At 61.7% G+C, this 14927-nt stretch carries 10 protein-coding genes; 9 read left to right on the top strand and 1 reads right to left on the bottom strand.

The window, feature by feature from the left end; all coding sequences use genetic code 11:
• Positions 1–16 precede the first annotated feature (16 nt).
• The 8 genes from DN745_RS12300 to DN745_RS12265 all read left to right on the top strand — a co-directional run bounded on the left by DN745_RS12300 (position 17) and on the right by DN745_RS12265 (position 10621).
• Complete coding sequence (locus tag DN745_RS12300; protein WP_133621869.1) at positions 17–1951, top strand: hypothetical protein; 1935 nt, start codon at positions 17–19, stop codon at positions 1949–1951.
• Between the two features lie 80 nt (positions 1952–2031).
• Entirely contained in the window at positions 2032–3021 is a 990-nt protein-coding gene (locus DN745_RS12295; protein ID WP_111335241.1) for an ADP-ribosylglycohydrolase family protein, read from the top strand.
• Between the two features lie 122 nt (positions 3022–3143).
• Positions 3144–5294, top strand: coding sequence for a 5-histidylcysteine sulfoxide synthase (gene ovoA / locus DN745_RS12290; protein ID WP_111335239.1), 2151 nt, complete (start codon positions 3144–3146; stop codon positions 5292–5294).
• Entirely contained in the window at positions 5284–6459 is a 1176-nt protein-coding gene (locus DN745_RS12285) for a MalY/PatB family protein (protein ID WP_111335238.1), read from the top strand. Before ovoA ends, DN745_RS12285 begins: the two co-directional genes overlap by 11 nt.
• 30 nt (positions 6460–6489) lie before the next feature.
• A complete protein-coding gene (locus DN745_RS12280) occupies positions 6490–7422 on the top strand; it encodes an AsmA family protein (RefSeq protein ID WP_133621870.1) in 933 nt (310 codons plus the stop codon).
• A gap of 226 nt (positions 7423–7648) precedes the next feature.
• A complete protein-coding gene (locus tag DN745_RS12275; RefSeq protein ID WP_111335234.1) occupies positions 7649–8902 on the top strand; it encodes a di-heme oxidoredictase family protein in 1254 nt (417 codons plus the stop codon).
• On the top strand, positions 8899–9336 hold the full coding sequence (locus DN745_RS12270) for a QcrA and Rieske domain-containing protein (protein ID WP_111335233.1): 438 nt from the start codon (positions 8899–8901) through the stop codon (positions 9334–9336). Before DN745_RS12275 ends, DN745_RS12270 begins: the two co-directional genes overlap by 4 nt.
• The gene (locus DN745_RS12265; RefSeq protein ID WP_133621871.1) at positions 9317–10621 is read left to right on the top strand and encodes a hypothetical protein; all 1305 of its coding nucleotides are present in this window, start codon (positions 9317–9319) and stop codon (positions 10619–10621) included. The genes DN745_RS12270 and DN745_RS12265 overlap by 20 nt, the downstream gene beginning before the upstream one ends.
• 7 nt (positions 10622–10628) lie before the next feature.
• Here DN745_RS12265 and DN745_RS12260 read toward each other — a convergent pair whose 3' ends face one another.
• The gene (locus DN745_RS12260) at positions 10629–12452 is read right to left on the bottom strand and encodes a hypothetical protein (RefSeq protein WP_133621872.1); all 1824 of its coding nucleotides are present in this window, start codon (positions 12450–12452) and stop codon (positions 10629–10631) included.
• Positions 12453–12795: 343 nt separating this feature from the next.
• Between DN745_RS12260 and DN745_RS12255 the strand changes: the two genes are divergently transcribed.
• Positions 12796–14832: an IgGFc-binding protein gene (locus tag DN745_RS12255; protein WP_133621873.1), complete on the top strand. Its 2037-nt coding sequence runs from the start codon at positions 12796–12798 to the stop codon at positions 14830–14832.
• Positions 14833–14927 lie beyond the last annotated feature (95 nt).

Raw genomic sequence — 14927 nt, 5'->3', positions numbered from 1 at the left:
ATCGCGGAGCTTGCTGATGAGTTCAACCTGGCCTGGGCGTCTAGTCGTCTTTTTCGCATTCCTATTGATGGCCGCCCCGGTGAGCGCCGAGGTCGTGCGCTTAGAGCAGCAGGGCGGGGCGGTCGCCGGGGTGGACGCCGCGGGCGAAACTCTGTGGACGATTGAGTACGCCTCCGGGAAACCCCTTCGTTTCGAGCCGCTTATCGACGGTCGCCGAGGCTATTTGGCGCGGCGCTCGGATTTGCTCACCGTTGACCTCGACGCCGGGCAGATCGTTGAGCGCCACCGGTTCCCGGGGGTGATCGACGCGATGGCGCCCGCCGAAGATGGCTATACGCTCACGCTCTTTTCGCGCGCGCTCACGGTCGAGGAGCCCGAGGCCGAGTCGACCATCGAGGTCCATTATCGCCCCGGCGACCCGACGCCGGGCAGCGGACTTTTTGAGTCCGCGCTCATCATGACGGCCAGCGCAGACGCGTTGGCCCTGGCCGGGGTTGAGCAGGAGATTGAGCTCGAAATGCTCAGCCTGGAGCAAGCCGAGCAGGCCATCGCGCGATTGTCCGTCGCCGAAGAGCGCGACCCGACCAACCTTTTTTTGCCCCTCTACCGCGGGCGGGTCACCCAGCTTTCTCAGGAGGATGCGTCGCCTGCGAAGCTCTACGAGCGCGCCGTTCAGATCGAAGATGCGCCCTGGAGCGACGACCTGCTGGCCACCTTTCTCTTGATTAAATACGGCGAAGACGCGCTGTCCACAAAGGTCGCCGCGCGCGCCAAGCAGAAGATGCAGGCCCGCGGCGTGCTCGTCGAGCGCTTCAATGGGTTGGCGATGCAGACCGAGCTGAGCATCGCGCTGCGCGAGCTTTTGCGCGACGGCATTCACGGAAACGACGTCGAGCTCGTGGACAATCTGCAGGGGCGCGTCGCCGAGTTTTTCCCCAATAGCGAGCAGAGCGCGCTGACCTGGCGCTGGGTGGGCGATTGGATCGGCGCGAAGAAGCGCGCCGAACTCGCCCAGGCGTGGCGGGGGCGCGCGGCCAAGGCGTCTCATGCGCCGCTGGTCGCGCTTAATGAGGCGAGCGCGCGAAAAGCCGACCGGGCGAGCCTGCTGTGGATGGCGCTCGTGATGACTCTGATCTTGATTCCGCTAGGCGTGGGTTTGCGCGCGACTCGTCGGCGCACCGCCAAGGGATTGCCGCTGCCCGATATCAATATGTGGGACGCCATCGGCCTCTTTGCGCTGGTCCTGGGTTGCTCGATCTTGCCGGCGGTGGTGCAAAAACACGCCACGGTGAGCGCCACTTTAAAGAGCGCGCCGCCCGAATTATTCGACGCCACTTACGATTCTCCGAAGGTCCTGACCTGGCTGGAGGAACTCGGCGAAAGCGAGAGCCGTGACGTGTGGATCGCCTACGCCCGCAAGGCTCAAGGTGCGCTTCGAGCCGGGGCGCGCGCTTCCGATGCGCCCCCCAGCGAGCAACTTCTGGCCGAGGCGATTTCGGTGGGACCCGGCGCGAATTCTGACATCAGCCCGGCGTCCCTAAGCGGCGCGGCCAGGGTAGGCGCGCTCGCCCAGATGAGTCGTGTTGTTCTGGCGATCCTCGCGATCGTATGCGGGCTTTTGATGATGCTCCTGGGGATGCTGATTCGGCGCAAGGCGCCCCGGGTCGCCGAGAATATTCGCATCTTTATTCCGGGCAGCGCCAAGGTCCTCTCGCCGCTGGCGGTGATTATCTGCGGGTTGTTCTCGGCCGCGTTTTTGGCGCTTCTCTTTGAGATGGACCGCGGCGTGAGAACGGTGGTGTTGCCGCGCTCCGGCGCGATCTTCGAGCAGGGAGAATTGGTCGACACCTACCTGACGCTTCCTTCGACCTGGATTGCCCTGGCCGCAGCCCTGCTGACGCTGCACGGCGTCACCATCTGGCTGGAGCGAAACGAAGGTAAACTCGACTGAGGTCGAGGGTCGAGGTTGCTAGTTTGGGTCGCGGTGACTATCTCTCGGAGGGTCTAAATCACCCCGCGCGGAGAGAGTTTATGCATCCCAATCAACGTAAGCAGGGCGCCATCCTCGGCGCCCTTGTCGCCGACGCCGCATCCCTTGGATTTCATTGGCTCTATGACGCCGACCGCCTGGCCGACGTCGCCGGCGCGAAGCCCGAGTTTGCGGCGCCAAATCCGCGCGATTACGAAGGCGTCGCCGGCTATTTTGCCCACGCCGATAAATCCCCCGGCGACGTGACCCATTATGGCGAGCAGATGGCGGTGGCGCTGCGCTCTCTGGCCCAAAACGGCGGAGCGTGGATGCCTGCCGATTATCTCGCCGAATTTCGCGCGACCTTCGAGCGCGGCGGGAGTTTTAGCGGCTATATCGACGCGGCGACGCGGGGGACTTTGGACAACGCCAAAGAGGCCGAGGCGAAAGGAGAGGGCGAGGGGTCCAAAGAGGACGTCGAACTTAGCTTGAAGGTTGGCGCTGATGACGCGCAGATGCCAGCGTTTAGCAAATTGCCGCCCATCGTCGCGCGCTACGCCGGGGACCCGAGGCTGCTCGAGATCGCCGAGGAGGCGATTCGCATCACCAATAACCATGACGAAGCGGTCGCCTACGCGCTCTTCGGCGCCCGCGCGCTCGAGCAGGTGATCTTAGGCGAGTCGATTCTGCATGCCATGAAAGCCGCCGCCGCCGAGGCGCCCGATTCGGCGCGCGAAGTCATCGAGTCCGCGCTCGCCCTGGACGAAAATCGACCGAAATATATCGCCGAGCATTTCGGCGCGGCCTGCTATACGCGCATGGCGATCCCGGTGTCCGTGACGATTTTGCGCGACCACTTGGTCTTTGTCGGCGGCGTGCGACAGAATATCTTCGCCGGCGGCGATAACGCCGGGCGGGGCATCTTCGTTGGCGCGATGCTAGGCGCAGCCGGTGGCATCGGGGGCGACGGCATCCCGCTGTCCTGGCTCTCCCGACTCAGCGGTTTGGAGCGATATCTTACGCAGGTCGAGGCGGCCTGCGCCGAGGATTAATCCTCAGGATTTTGCAACCTTTTTCGCGCGTGCGCATCTTAAACGGCGCATACCATTTTGCACTTATACGCCCTGGTTTATGCCGGGGCTTATTCATATTGATTCGAAATTGAGCCATCCAAATGCATCAAGAATCCATGCCCGAAGACGCGTCTATTCCTCCGCTTGTCACCCGCACGCCGCGCCTAAGCGGCGATGACCCGCTGGAGATGCGCCGGCGTATTCGCGACTATTTTTTGGATACCTGGACGCGCTATGAGTCGCTCTTTGAGTGCCTTAATTGCGATGACGCCTATCTGAAGAAGTCGATCAGCCTGCGCCACCCGTTGATCTTTTATCTCGGGCATACCGCGACCTTTTTTGTCAATAAATTGATGCTCACGCGCCTGCTCAACGAGCGAGTCGATGAGGAGTTTGAGTCGGTCTTTGCGGTCGGCGTCGACGAGATGAGTTGGGATGACCTCGACGAGAGCAATTATAATTGGCCGACGGTCGCGCAGGTGATGGAGTACCGAAATAAGGTGCGAAATCGGGTGCTTGGCATTATCGAGAGCGCGCCGCTGTCACTGCCCATTAACCAGGAGAGCCCGTGGTGGGCCATCGTCATGGGCATCGAGCATGAGCGAATCCACCTGGAGACTTCCTCGGTGCTCATCCGCCAGCAGAAGATTGAGTGGGTGTCGCCCCATCCCGATTGGGCGCGTTGCGAGGACTTCGGGCCCGCGCCGACCAATAAGTTGCTGCCGGTCGAGGGCGGGCGCGTCGTGCTGGGCAAGGACGCGGATTCCGATATCTATGGCTGGGACAATGAGTATGGCAGCCACGAGGCCGACGTCGCCGGATTCGAGGCGAGTCAATATCTGGTGAGCAACCAGGAATTCCTCGAATTTGTGGAGGCCGGCGGTTATCAGAACGAAGCATATTGGAGCGAAGAAGGTTGGCAATGGCTGGACTTTAGCAAGCGCGAGGCGCCGGAGTTTTGGCGCAAGGGCGCTTCCGAGGCGACGGGTGAGTGGGCGCTTCGCCTGATGACCGAAGAGGTTCCGATGCCCTGGAATTGGCCGGTCGAGACGAATTTTTTGGAGGCCGAGGCATTCTGCAATTGGAAGGCCGAGCAGACCGGTGAGCCCATTCGCCTGCCGACCGAGGATGAGTGGTATCGCCTCTACGATGTCGCGGATGTGCAGGTGCGCCCGGATACGCCCTGGAATGCCAATCTTCACCTCGACCACCACGCGTCCTCCTGCCCGGTGGACCGCTTTAAGCACGGCGAGTTTTATGACGTGATTGGCAACGTCTGGCAGTGGACGCAGACGCCGATTTATCCCTTCGAGGGCTTCGAAGTTCACCCCATCTACGACGACTTCAGCGTGCCCACCTTTGACGGAAAGCATAATCTGATGAAGGGCGGCTCCTGGATTTCCTGTGGCAACGAAACCGAGCCCTCGTCGCGCTATGCGTTTCGCCGCCACTTCTTCCAACACGCTGGCTTTCGCTATGTCAGCGGCGAGCTCAAGCGCACCGCGCCGACGTCGCTCTACGAGACCGATGAGCTGATGTCGGAGTACGCCGAGTTCCACTACGGCGATAGTTATTTCGGGGTTCCGAATTTCCCGCGGGCGTTGGTCGAGCTTTTGGCGCCCTATTTGGAGGGGCGAGAGACCCGCAAGGCGCTGGACTTGGGCTGTGCCTCGGGGCGGGCGAGTTTTGAGTTAGCGCGCTATTTTGATGAGGTGCTCGGTCTTGATTTTTCGGTGCGATTTATCGACCAGGGCGTGCAAATCGGGCGCGACGGCATGTTGCGCTATACCCTGACCGACGAGGGCGATCTGCGTCTCTTTAAGACCCGCACGCTCGCCGAGTTGGGCCTCGATAAGGTGCGCGTCCCGGACTTTGCCCAGGGCGACGCGTGTAATCTGAAGCCGAATTACCGCGACTTCGACCTGGTCTTTGCGGCCAACCTGATCGACCGCCTCTATGAGCCCGCGAAATTCCTCAACGACATTCACACCCGCATCCAGCCCGGCGGTCTTCTGATGATCGCCTCGCCCTATACCTGGCTTGAGGAGCATACGCCCAGAGATAAGTGGATCGGCGGGTTTAAGAAAAACGGCGAGAATGTCACGACCCTCGATGGGCTCAAGGCTCATCTGGAGCCGAATTTCCGCTTGCTCGACGCGCCGCGCCAGGTGCCGTTTGTGATTCGCGAGACGAGTCATAAATTCCAACATTCCCTGTCCGAGATGACGGTGTGGGAGCCTCATGACGATTGAGTTCGACTTCGACGCGCCCGGCAATCGGGCCGGCACGGGCTGCGAAAAATACGACGGCCGCCTGGCCAAATTCGGCCGGGCCGACGTTATCCCCTTATGGGTCGCCGATATGGACTTCGCCGCGCCCCCCAGCGCGCGCGAAGCCCTGATGGCCCGCGCAAAGCATCCCATCTACGGCTACGCGACGGCGCCCGAGAGTCTTATCGAGGCGTTTTGTGGGTGGTATCAGCGGCGCCATCATTGGGGCATCGACCCGGCGCATCTGCTGTGGTCGCCGGGTACTGTTCCCATCATCGCCGCGGCGATCCTGGGGCTGACCGAGCCGGGCGATAAGATCATCGTGCCGGCGCCGGTGTACCCGCCGTTTTTCGGGAGCGTGGAGCAAAACGGGCGAGTGCTTATCGTGAGCCCGCTGCGGCGCGTCGAAGAAATTTATCATCTGGACTTTGAGCAGATCGAGGCGGCGGCTGCGGGCGGCGCGAAGATGCTGCTGTTATGCAGCCCGCATAACCCGATCGGGCGAGTCTGGCGCGCCGAGGAACTCGACCGGCTGGTCGAGATCGCGCTTCGTTATGACATGGTTTTGGTGAGCGACGAGGTTCACGCAGACCTCGTCTATCCGGGGCAGCGCCATATTCCGCTGGCGCTGGGCGCCCCGGCCGAGCTGCGTCTGGTGACGGCGCTCTCACAGGCGAAGACCTTCAATATGCCCGGCATGGGCATGAGCGCGGCGGTGGTCTCAAACGCCGCGGATCGAGAGGCGATGCGCGCGGTCTTCGGGCGGCTGCACCTGCATCCCTTCAACCCGTTGACGATGGCCGCGTTTGAGGCCGCGTATCGCCACGCCGACGCCTGGCTCGACGCGCTGATGGGCTATCTCGACGGCAATCGCCGCTGGCTCTTCGCGGCCCTATCAGACCTCGATGGCCTCCACCCACTGATGCCGGAGGCGACCTTTTTGATGTGGCTCGACTGCCGTGCGATGGGCAAAGATGACGCCGAATTAGAGCGGTTTTTTGTCGAGCAGGCCGGGCTTGGTTTGACCGCCGGGCACCCGTTTGGCGTGGGCGGGAGTCGGCATATGCGTCTTAATTTTGGGACCCAGCGCCGCGTTTTGGAGCAGGCGGTCTTACTGGTTGGCGAGGCGCTCATGGAGGAGTATTAAGGTAGCCGTCATTAAATGAGGGAAGGAGGCATGAGCGATTCGGGTAGCCGTGGAAAATCGGGCAAGCAGCGGGCGTTTCGCTGGGGCCTTCGTGGAGCGGGGGGGTTGGTGGCGCTGTTGATCTTGTCGGTCGGTGTTGGGCTGCTCTGGGTGCGCTCCGACTCGGGGCGAAGTTATGTCTCCGAGCGGGTTCAGGCCGACGCGACCGAGGGGATGGGCGGGTCCATGAAGATCGGTTCGATCGACGAGATATTGTTCTTTGAGGGGGGCAGCGGTGTTCGCGTAAAGGCCACCGACGTGCGTTTTCTGGCGCCCGACGGGCGAGAGACGATCCACGTTGGCGACGCCGACGTGCTGCTGGATTTGGCGGCGCTGGTGACAGGCACGATTGAAATTCACGAGGCCGTCGCGGCCAATGGGACCGTCACGATTGAGATTGACGACGACGGATTGCTCTCGATCGAAAAGACCTTTGTCGGCGAGGAAGAGTCGCCGAGCGCGGACACGATGGGGCTAAATCTGCGGCATATGAACGCGCGGGATATGCGCGTTATTCTTGCTCTCGGATCTGACGCGTCCTACGAAGTACGCGGCATTGACGGCACCGTCTTTGTGACGCGCCCCGAGGGCGGCGAATTCGTGACGACCGAGCTGGTCAAGGTCAGCGGCGAGCTAAAGGAACCAAAGTTTTTGGGGGACCCGCTGGGTTTCTCCAGGCTCGACGGGCGTATCGCCAGCAACCAGACCCCGATGGTGAAGATGTCGGTGTTGCTGAGCCTGGACGAAGGGACTATCGACACTCGGTTGAGCGTGGATCCCGACAGCGAGCCGAAGATCAAATTGAAGATGTCGGCCGAGGGCGACTCCGAGGTTGAATTTCTGACGAAGATCGCCGAGGTCGGCTCCTTCTTTGGCTCAAGCGTCTCTATTGAGACCGGGGCGCTCGACGGGGAGTCGAAGTAGCGCGCCGGCCCGCGGTGCGAAACCAAACCCCACAACCTAAATAACCCTCGCCAAAACCCCCACGTCAGCTCGGCTGACGTGGGGGTTTTTGTGTTTTGAAATGATTCGGAACGCCATATTGACTTCCAAAAATCTCTTTGTTAGATCCGGCTAACTTTAGTTTTAGTGCCTGCTAAGTATTTTATTTGCGTGGCCGCACTCTTACCTGAACACTTACGAGGAAGATATGAGTTGGAAGTGGAAGTTGCCGGCAAGTCTGGCGATCGGCGCAGCGATCGTCGCGTCGGGATGTGACTTTTTTGTGCCTGGTGAGCCGGATGAGGCTCATCTATTCGACGTGCCGATGGAGGGGTTGACCACCGCGCAAATGCGCATGTTCGCCGCCGGGGACGAGGAGTTTGAGCATCAGTTCAGCTTCAGCGAGGGGCTCGGTCCGATCTTCAACGCCCGCTCGTGTAACTCCTGTCACCCCGGCGAGGGGCCGGGGCACCCGGAGTTCAGCTTCGTGCGCTTCGGACGGGTAGACGCCAATGGCATCTTCGACGCGATGCTCAACGAAGGTGGGCCGCAACTGCAGGACCGCGCCATCCCGGGCTACGAGCCCGAAGTGCTGCCGAGCGGTGATGATATCGTGTGGACGCGGATGGTCGCGCCCTCGGTGACCGGGCTGGGACTCCTAGAGGCGGTCGATGATGCCACGCTCATTGCCCTGGCGGACCCCGACGACGAAGACGGCGACGGCATCTCCGGGCGCATCAATTGGATCCCGGCCGACCCGCAGCTCGACGCGATCGCCGCGCAGGCCAATGGCGCCCGCATTCAACAACACGACGGCTATTATATCGGGAGATTTGGGCTGAAAGCTTCGGCGATTTCCCTGCTCGATCAGACCGTGTCGGCGTACCACCAGGATATGGGAATCACGTCGGATTACGCGACGCTCGACCCGATCAATTATCAGGTCGGCGATGGGACAGCCGACCTGGTGCCCGACCCGGAGCTTTCTTCCGGGACGTTGATGGCAGTGAATCATTATCTGCGCGTGTTGCGCCCGCCAGCGCGCCGAAACGCCGACGACCCGGAGGTCCTCAAGGGCGAGGCGATCTTCGAGGAGATCAATTGCACGGCCTGTCACGTGCCGACGCTGAAGACTGGAAAGTCGACCATTGAGCCGCTCTCCGCAGTTGAGTTCCACGCCTATACCGACCTGTTAATGCACGATATGGGGCCTGAATTAGACGACGGCTATATCGAAGGGACCGCCGATAGCAATGAGTGGCGCACCGCGCCGTTGTGGGGATTCGGAATCGCCAAAGACTTCCAGGGCGGCCGGCCGTTCTATTTGCACGACGGCCGCGCGAGCACGCTTGAGGAAGCCCTCGAATTTCACGGGGGCGAGGCCGCGGCGAGTCGCGAGAAATTCCGGGCTCTGAGCAAGACCGAGCTGCGTCAACTTCGCGCGTTTATGGAGTCTTTATGAGTGCCAATGAGCTGACACGTCGAGCCTTCATGAAGGCCGCATGCCTTGGCGCCATCGGCAGCGCGCTTGTCGGGTGCGCCGGGGTGCCGCGCTATCTTTTGCAGCCCGAGGCTGCGGCAGAAACGGTCTCGGTGCCCATCTCGGCGTTCGGCGACGATGAGCATCTGGTGCTGGTGCCGCCAAATGGCCGAAAGACCTTTTTAATCACGCGCGAGGGCGATGAATATATCGCCGTCGAGCTGAGCTGCACCCACCGGGGGTGCGGGCTTCAGGTGCGCAGCGACGAGCTGCATTGCCCCTGCCACGGCAGCCGCTTTACGCCGCGCGGCGAGGTCCTTCAGGGCCCCGCCCAGGTGCCTCTAAAAATGATCAACGTCACTCGCCAGGGTGATATGCTCTTACTTGGGAAAAACGATGTTCTCTCGATTGGCTGATATTAAGTTGGAACGAAATAAAACTCCCTGGCTTGCAGGGCTGATTTTGGTGCTGAGCTGGAGCGGGTTTGGGAGCACTGCGTGGGCTCAGGATGAGCCTGGCGCGACCGCGGCAGAGACGCGCGCTGGCGACGCCGGGTCGAAGTCCGGCGCTGAAAAACAATCCGCGCTCAACACCGACCCGCTGGCCAACGCGATCTTCGACCGCCCCTTTGTGGTCGGCGGCCAGCGCGCCTCAATGGGCGGCTACGCCGAGACGCGCGTGCTCTACGGGGTCGAGGAGGGTATCAGTGACGGGATGTCCTTTAATTTTCAGCGATTCAACCTCTTCGCCTTTGCGCCCATCGGCTCGCGGATTCGTTTTCTCTCGGAGTTAGAGTTTGAGTTTGAGGACGGCGAGCTGGAAATAAAGCTTGAGACGGCCCAATTGGATATCGAGATTGCGCCGGAGTTTGTCGTACGCGGCGGCATCATTTTGCCGCCCGTCGGCGCGTTTAATCAGAGCCACGACGGTCCAATATGGGACTTTGGTGACCGGCCATTGGTGTCGACGACCGTCATCCCGTCGACCTTCTCGGAGGTCGGCGCGGGCGCCAACGGGGTTATCGATCTGGGGGTGATTGAGCTGGACTATCAGCTCTATCTTACCCAGGGGCTGGGCGATGGCGTCGTCGACAATAATATGGGGCGCACGAGCATCCCCGACGGGCGCTCGCCCGGGTTGATGGAGGCCGATAATAACGGCGAGCCTGCGGTGACTGCACGTCTGGCGCTGCGCTACGCGGAGTCGCTTGAGGTCGGCCTTTCGGGGTGGCACGGGGCTTATAACTCGTTCAAAGCCGACGGCGATGAGATCGATGAGCGGCGCACCGTGACGCTGGCGGCGCTCGACTTTGGCTTCGCGCACCGCTGGGTGGAGCTGCGCGGCGAGGTCGCCTGGGCCTCGGTCGAGGTGCCGGCGAGTCTGGGCACAAGCTTTGGCGAGGAGCAGTGGGGGTTGCACGTCGACGCGGTGGTGCCGGTGTGGCGCACGGTGATGTTCGACCTACCCACCACTTTGCAGGTGGGTATGCGCGGCGAATATGTCGACGATCATCTTGGGGAGCTTCGCAACGGCGACCCGGCCGGCGAGGAGCACGCGCGGGCCACCGCATCGCTGGCGCTTCGTCCTGGCGAAGAGACCGTCATTCGCCTGAACTACGGGCTGGATTGGGTCAGCGACCTGGTGGGCAATAAACCCGAGCGCGGGATGCTCGCCCAACTCGGGTTGGCGACCTATTTCTGAGCTTCTATCAACGACACGCGCTCGCGCCATCGCCCGAGATATCTTCGTGGGTATTGTTGCTTAGCCTGACATTCTCGCAGGGGGCGATGGTCGAGCCGTCTTCGACCGAGATGCCGTATTTCGCGCTTCCTGCGATTTTGACGTTCGACAGCGCCAGGCTGGAGTCAACGCTTCCGCCTCCGCGCAAGAAAATATTGGCCTGGCTGCTCGCCCCTCCATGCCATTTTCTGCCGCCCCCATATAAAATATCGGCGTTTGCGATGATATTTTTGTCGCTCTTGCTGCGGATAAAAAAGATGCCCGCCCAGGAGCCCGGGGAGGTCTTGTCGTCGGCCGCGATGAACTTGATTCGCCTGCCGCCGGAGCCGTCGGCGCGAAGCGATCCGCCGTCGACCGTCAAGCCCAGGTCTTGCTCGAAGGTGAGGGTGGTGCCCGGCGAGATGCGCAGGTCGCCGGTGACTTCAATCGGCTGGCGCGCGCGGTAGGGAACGGGCTGGCCGAGCCAGGTCTGGCTGGTGCTGACTTCGCCCGCGGAGCCGTCCACACCCAGCAGAATATAGGCCGCGTCGTTGTCGGCGAATCGATTGCCTTCCCCCAACTGGCCGACGGCATTCGGCTTTAACCAGATGGGCAACGCGTTGTTTTCGAAGGTTGAGGATTCCACCGAGAGCGCGACGCTCGCGCCGTCGGCGAAGAGGGCGGCCGCCGCATTTTCGCGAAAGATGGTGTCGCGAATCGTCAATTGATTTTCGCTGCCGCGCAGATAGACCCCGGCCGTGGAGGCGTCCCAGCGCCAGGGCGCGCCGCCGGCGTATTCGACGCGGGCAAACGCCAGGCGGTTCTCGCTCGACGCGCTGCGATTGAAATAGATGCCTTTCCAGGCGCCGCGCGCCTTGTCGACGCCGCTCAAGGAGACGCGCTTATTGCCGGTGCCCTGGGCGATGAGCGCACCGTCGCGGCCAACCTCAACACCTGCATCTTTTTTGAACTCGATGGTGACGCCGGGGTCGATATTCAGTTTGGCCTGAATGCTCAGGGTGTGCTCGGCGCGGTAGGGCAGCTCGAAGGCTTTCCAAATCTGGTCAGTCGTGACCTCCTGAGGGGTGATGCCGGTGAGAATATAGGCGTTGTCATTCTCCGAGAAGCTCAACGAGGCGAGCCTGCCGATTTGATTGGCGTGCAGCCAAAGGGGGGATTCGTTGTCGATAAACGCGGTGTTATCGAGGCTAAATAGGGCGTCGCCGGATTCGGCAAAGAGCGCGGCGCGCGCGTTCTTGGCGAAGGTCGAGTTGCTGATACTCAGGCTCGAGGCGTTGCTTTGAAGATAGACCCCGGCCTGGGAGCGCCGGCCGGTGTGCCACGGCGCGCTTCCCGCGTGAGCCAAGACAACGTGCGCGAGTTTGCTCTGGGTCGTGTTGGACGCGTCGAAATAGAGCCCCCTCCAATGGCCGCGTGCCTGCGCAGTGCCGCTAAATGTGATTTTTTCATCGGCGGTGCCGACCGCGGCGATCCCCCCGGTATGGGAGAACCTGAGACCGGCGTCGGCCGAGAAGACGATGGACGTCCCGGGCTTGAGCTTGAACAGGCCGCGGGTGACGGTGAGGCGCTGCTCGACGCGATAGCATTTTCTGCGCAGCGATGGGCCGCCGTTCAGATCCTCCTGGGTCAATAAAACACGTTCGGGACAGCTTGAGTCGATGGGATTGGTCGCGTCGGGACGCGCCGTATTATTCTCAGGCGTGTCCGCATCGGTCGCGCTCTCGCAGGCGCTCAAAAAGGCGCAGAATAAGCCGACAAATAGAAGCGAAATCTTGAGTCGCTCGACGGACAATGGCTGCGCAATGAGTGGCCCGCGAAGGCGCATAGTGGGTCTCCCTTCAATCATCATCAAATCGGTGGGGTGAGGCCAGAGGGACGCCGTAGCAACGATCACTGCCCGAATCTCGGCCCTTAAAGGGTGCTCCCCGGCGCGCCAAAGTCTAGGGCGTTGGTGTCGGGGCAGGGCGGGGGTCGCGGCGGTCGCGCGAGTTCATTCGATGAGATAATATCTTCGCTCCGTTGGGCTTGTTGGCCAGGCTCTGCTATTGCTAGAAGACCACAAATGCCGGTAGACCTTCGCGTCTGCTGCTGTGAGGGTGCAAACTACCGTTAGACGCATGATTGAAGGAAAGAAAATGTTAAATATTTGGGCCCGTCGGCCGGCTATTTCGTTGGGATATTCGCTCGCTTTATGTCTTATGCTCGCCCTGGTGGGCTGCAGCGATGACGATGAGGCGAAGGATGGCGCGGCTGCGTGCGCACAGGGCATGGAGATAAACCCGTTGACCGGCCAATGTCGTTATATTGGGCGCGAAGGGCCAGGGACCACCGATGCCGGAGTTACGCCGGGTGCGCCGGATACGCGCGAACAGGGCGACACAACGCCCTCCACCGACGGCGGCTCCACTGAGCCTGATGCGACGCCCGGTGGGCAATGTGTGGCTGGTCAGCGTCGCTGTAATGGCGGCAATGCCGAGATTTGTTTGGCCGGGCAATATGAGCTGAGCGAAACTTGCGGCGCCAACTCGACCTGTCAAAACGGCAGTTGCGTGCCGGACGGCGCGGTGTGTGCCCCGGGCGTTACCCGCTGCGTCTCGGCGACTCAGTACGAGACCTGCTCGGCCGACGGCGGGGGCTACGGGGGACGGGTGCAATGCGGCGGCGATGAAGTGTGCGAGAACGGCCAATGTGTCTCGGGCTGCAATAGCGTGATTGGCGAGAAGTCCAATATCGGCTGCCAATACGTAAGCATGCGCCTGAATCAGGCCAATGGTATCCGCGCTCAGGGGCATTCTGTGGTGGTCTCGAACCCGGGCAACGAAGTGGTGACGGTGAACGTGACCAGCCCGGGCGTCAGCAATTTGAATATGCCGCCCCAGTCGATCAATCCGCAGCAGAGCACGATTCTTAACTTCCCTGTCTCGCCGATGATTGGCGAGGCCGGGGTGTCCAACCAGATCTACGTGATCAACACCAGCAAGCCAGTCATCGCCACGCAATTTGCGCCCCTGAATAACCCGGGCGTCGGTAGCGAAACCAGCGACGCCTCGCTCTTGCTGCCGACCAACGCGCTGGGCAACGAGCATATCGTACTGAACTGGCCAGGGCCGCCGAGCATGGGCGACATCCCATTCCCCATGCCGGGTCTCGGGGCCGCCGATACCTATATTGATGTGGTCGCGATCCATGACAATACGAGCATCCAGGTCTCCGGTCCGGTCGCCCTGTCGGGTGGCTCGGCGGGGTCGATGGCGGCCAATAGCTCGCAGACCTTCTCGGCCTCTCGCCATCAGGTGCTTCACCTGTCGGCCACGTCGGGGGGATTTGGCTCCAGCGCGAATACAGACCTCTCCGGGACGGTGGTCACCTCCAATCAACCGGTCGCGGTCTTCGTCGGTGCGACGTTGGTTAATATTCCCGATGCGCCGGTCGCTTCGAGCCCGGCGACGGGCTGTGTGTCATCCGGGGTGAGCTGCTCGCTTAACGCCGAGTGTTGCTCCGGCATCTGTGGCAACGACCTGGAGTCCGGCTCCCTCAAATGCATGGACAGCCTCAAAGCCGGCGACCATATCGAGCAGCAACTCTTCCCCACCGAAAGCTGGGGGACCTCCTATGTGGCGACGCCCTTCTATAGCCGCGGCGTCAATGACTTCGCGGTCTATAAGGTCACCGCGGCGCGCAATAATACCGTCATCGCGATCGACCCGCCGGTCAACGGCCTCTCGAGCATTACGTTGAACCGCGGTCAGGTGCGCCAGCTCCACGCGCCGCATGCGTTCGAGCTTGAGGCGAGCGACGCCATCATGGTGGCTCAGTTCATGATCGGCGGTCAGACCTCGACGCTTGAGATGGGCGACCCGGCCTTCTTGCTGCCGCCGGCGGTCCAGCAATTCCGCGATGATTATGTCTTTTTGGTCCCCGACCAATACGCCATGAACTTCGTGACGCTTATCGCGCCTACCGGCGTTGATATTGAGTTGGATGGCGCGACCGTCGCGGCCTCGACCTTCACGCCAGTGGGCGGCAATAGCGCTTGGTCCTATAAGCTGGTTGAGTCGCTCGCCGGTGGCGTCCATCGCGCCAGCGCCGACCAACCGTTTGGCGTCGTGGTTCACGGGATTGATGATTATATCAGCTACGCGTTTTCGGGCGGGATTATCCTGCCGGATTGAGCCGGCGAGGCGGTCGCTCAGGCCGGCGCCACAACGCAATGCCATGGGTTGATAGAGCGCGGGGCCTTTGAGCTCCGCGCTCTTTGTCTTTCTTG

It is taken from the genome of Bradymonas sediminis, from assembly GCF_003258315.1.
In the GTDB taxonomy this organism is placed as follows: Bacteria; Myxococcota_A; Bradymonadia; order Bradymonadales; family Bradymonadaceae; genus Bradymonas; species Bradymonas sediminis.
This window is presented reverse-complemented; position numbering and strand designations above follow the sequence as displayed.

Excerpts from the sequence above, each read along its gene's own strand:
- DN745_RS12280 (WP_133621870.1), top strand. The coding sequence starts at position 6,490 with ATGAGCGATTCGGGTAGCCGTGGAAAATCGGGCAAGCAGCGGGCGTTT.
- DN745_RS12270 (WP_111335233.1), top strand. The coding sequence starts at position 8,899 with ATGAGTGCCAATGAGCTGACACGTCGAGCCTTCATGAAGGCCGCATGC.
- DN745_RS12265 (WP_133621871.1), top strand. The coding sequence starts at position 9,317 with ATGTTCTCTCGATTGGCTGATATTAAGTTGGAACGAAATAAAACTCCC.
- ovoA (WP_111335239.1), top strand. The coding sequence starts at position 3,144 with ATGCATCAAGAATCCATGCCCGAAGACGCGTCTATTCCTCCGCTTGTC.
- DN745_RS12255 (WP_133621873.1), top strand. The coding sequence starts at position 12,796 with ATGTTAAATATTTGGGCCCGTCGGCCGGCTATTTCGTTGGGATATTCG.
- DN745_RS12300 (WP_133621869.1), top strand. The coding sequence starts at position 17 with ATGAGTTCAACCTGGCCTGGGCGTCTAGTCGTCTTTTTCGCATTCCTA.
- DN745_RS12285 (WP_111335238.1), top strand. The coding sequence starts at position 5,284 with ATGACGATTGAGTTCGACTTCGACGCGCCCGGCAATCGGGCCGGCACG.
- DN745_RS12295 (WP_111335241.1), top strand. The coding sequence starts at position 2,032 with ATGCATCCCAATCAACGTAAGCAGGGCGCCATCCTCGGCGCCCTTGTC.
- DN745_RS12275 (WP_111335234.1), top strand. The coding sequence starts at position 7,649 with ATGAGTTGGAAGTGGAAGTTGCCGGCAAGTCTGGCGATCGGCGCAGCG.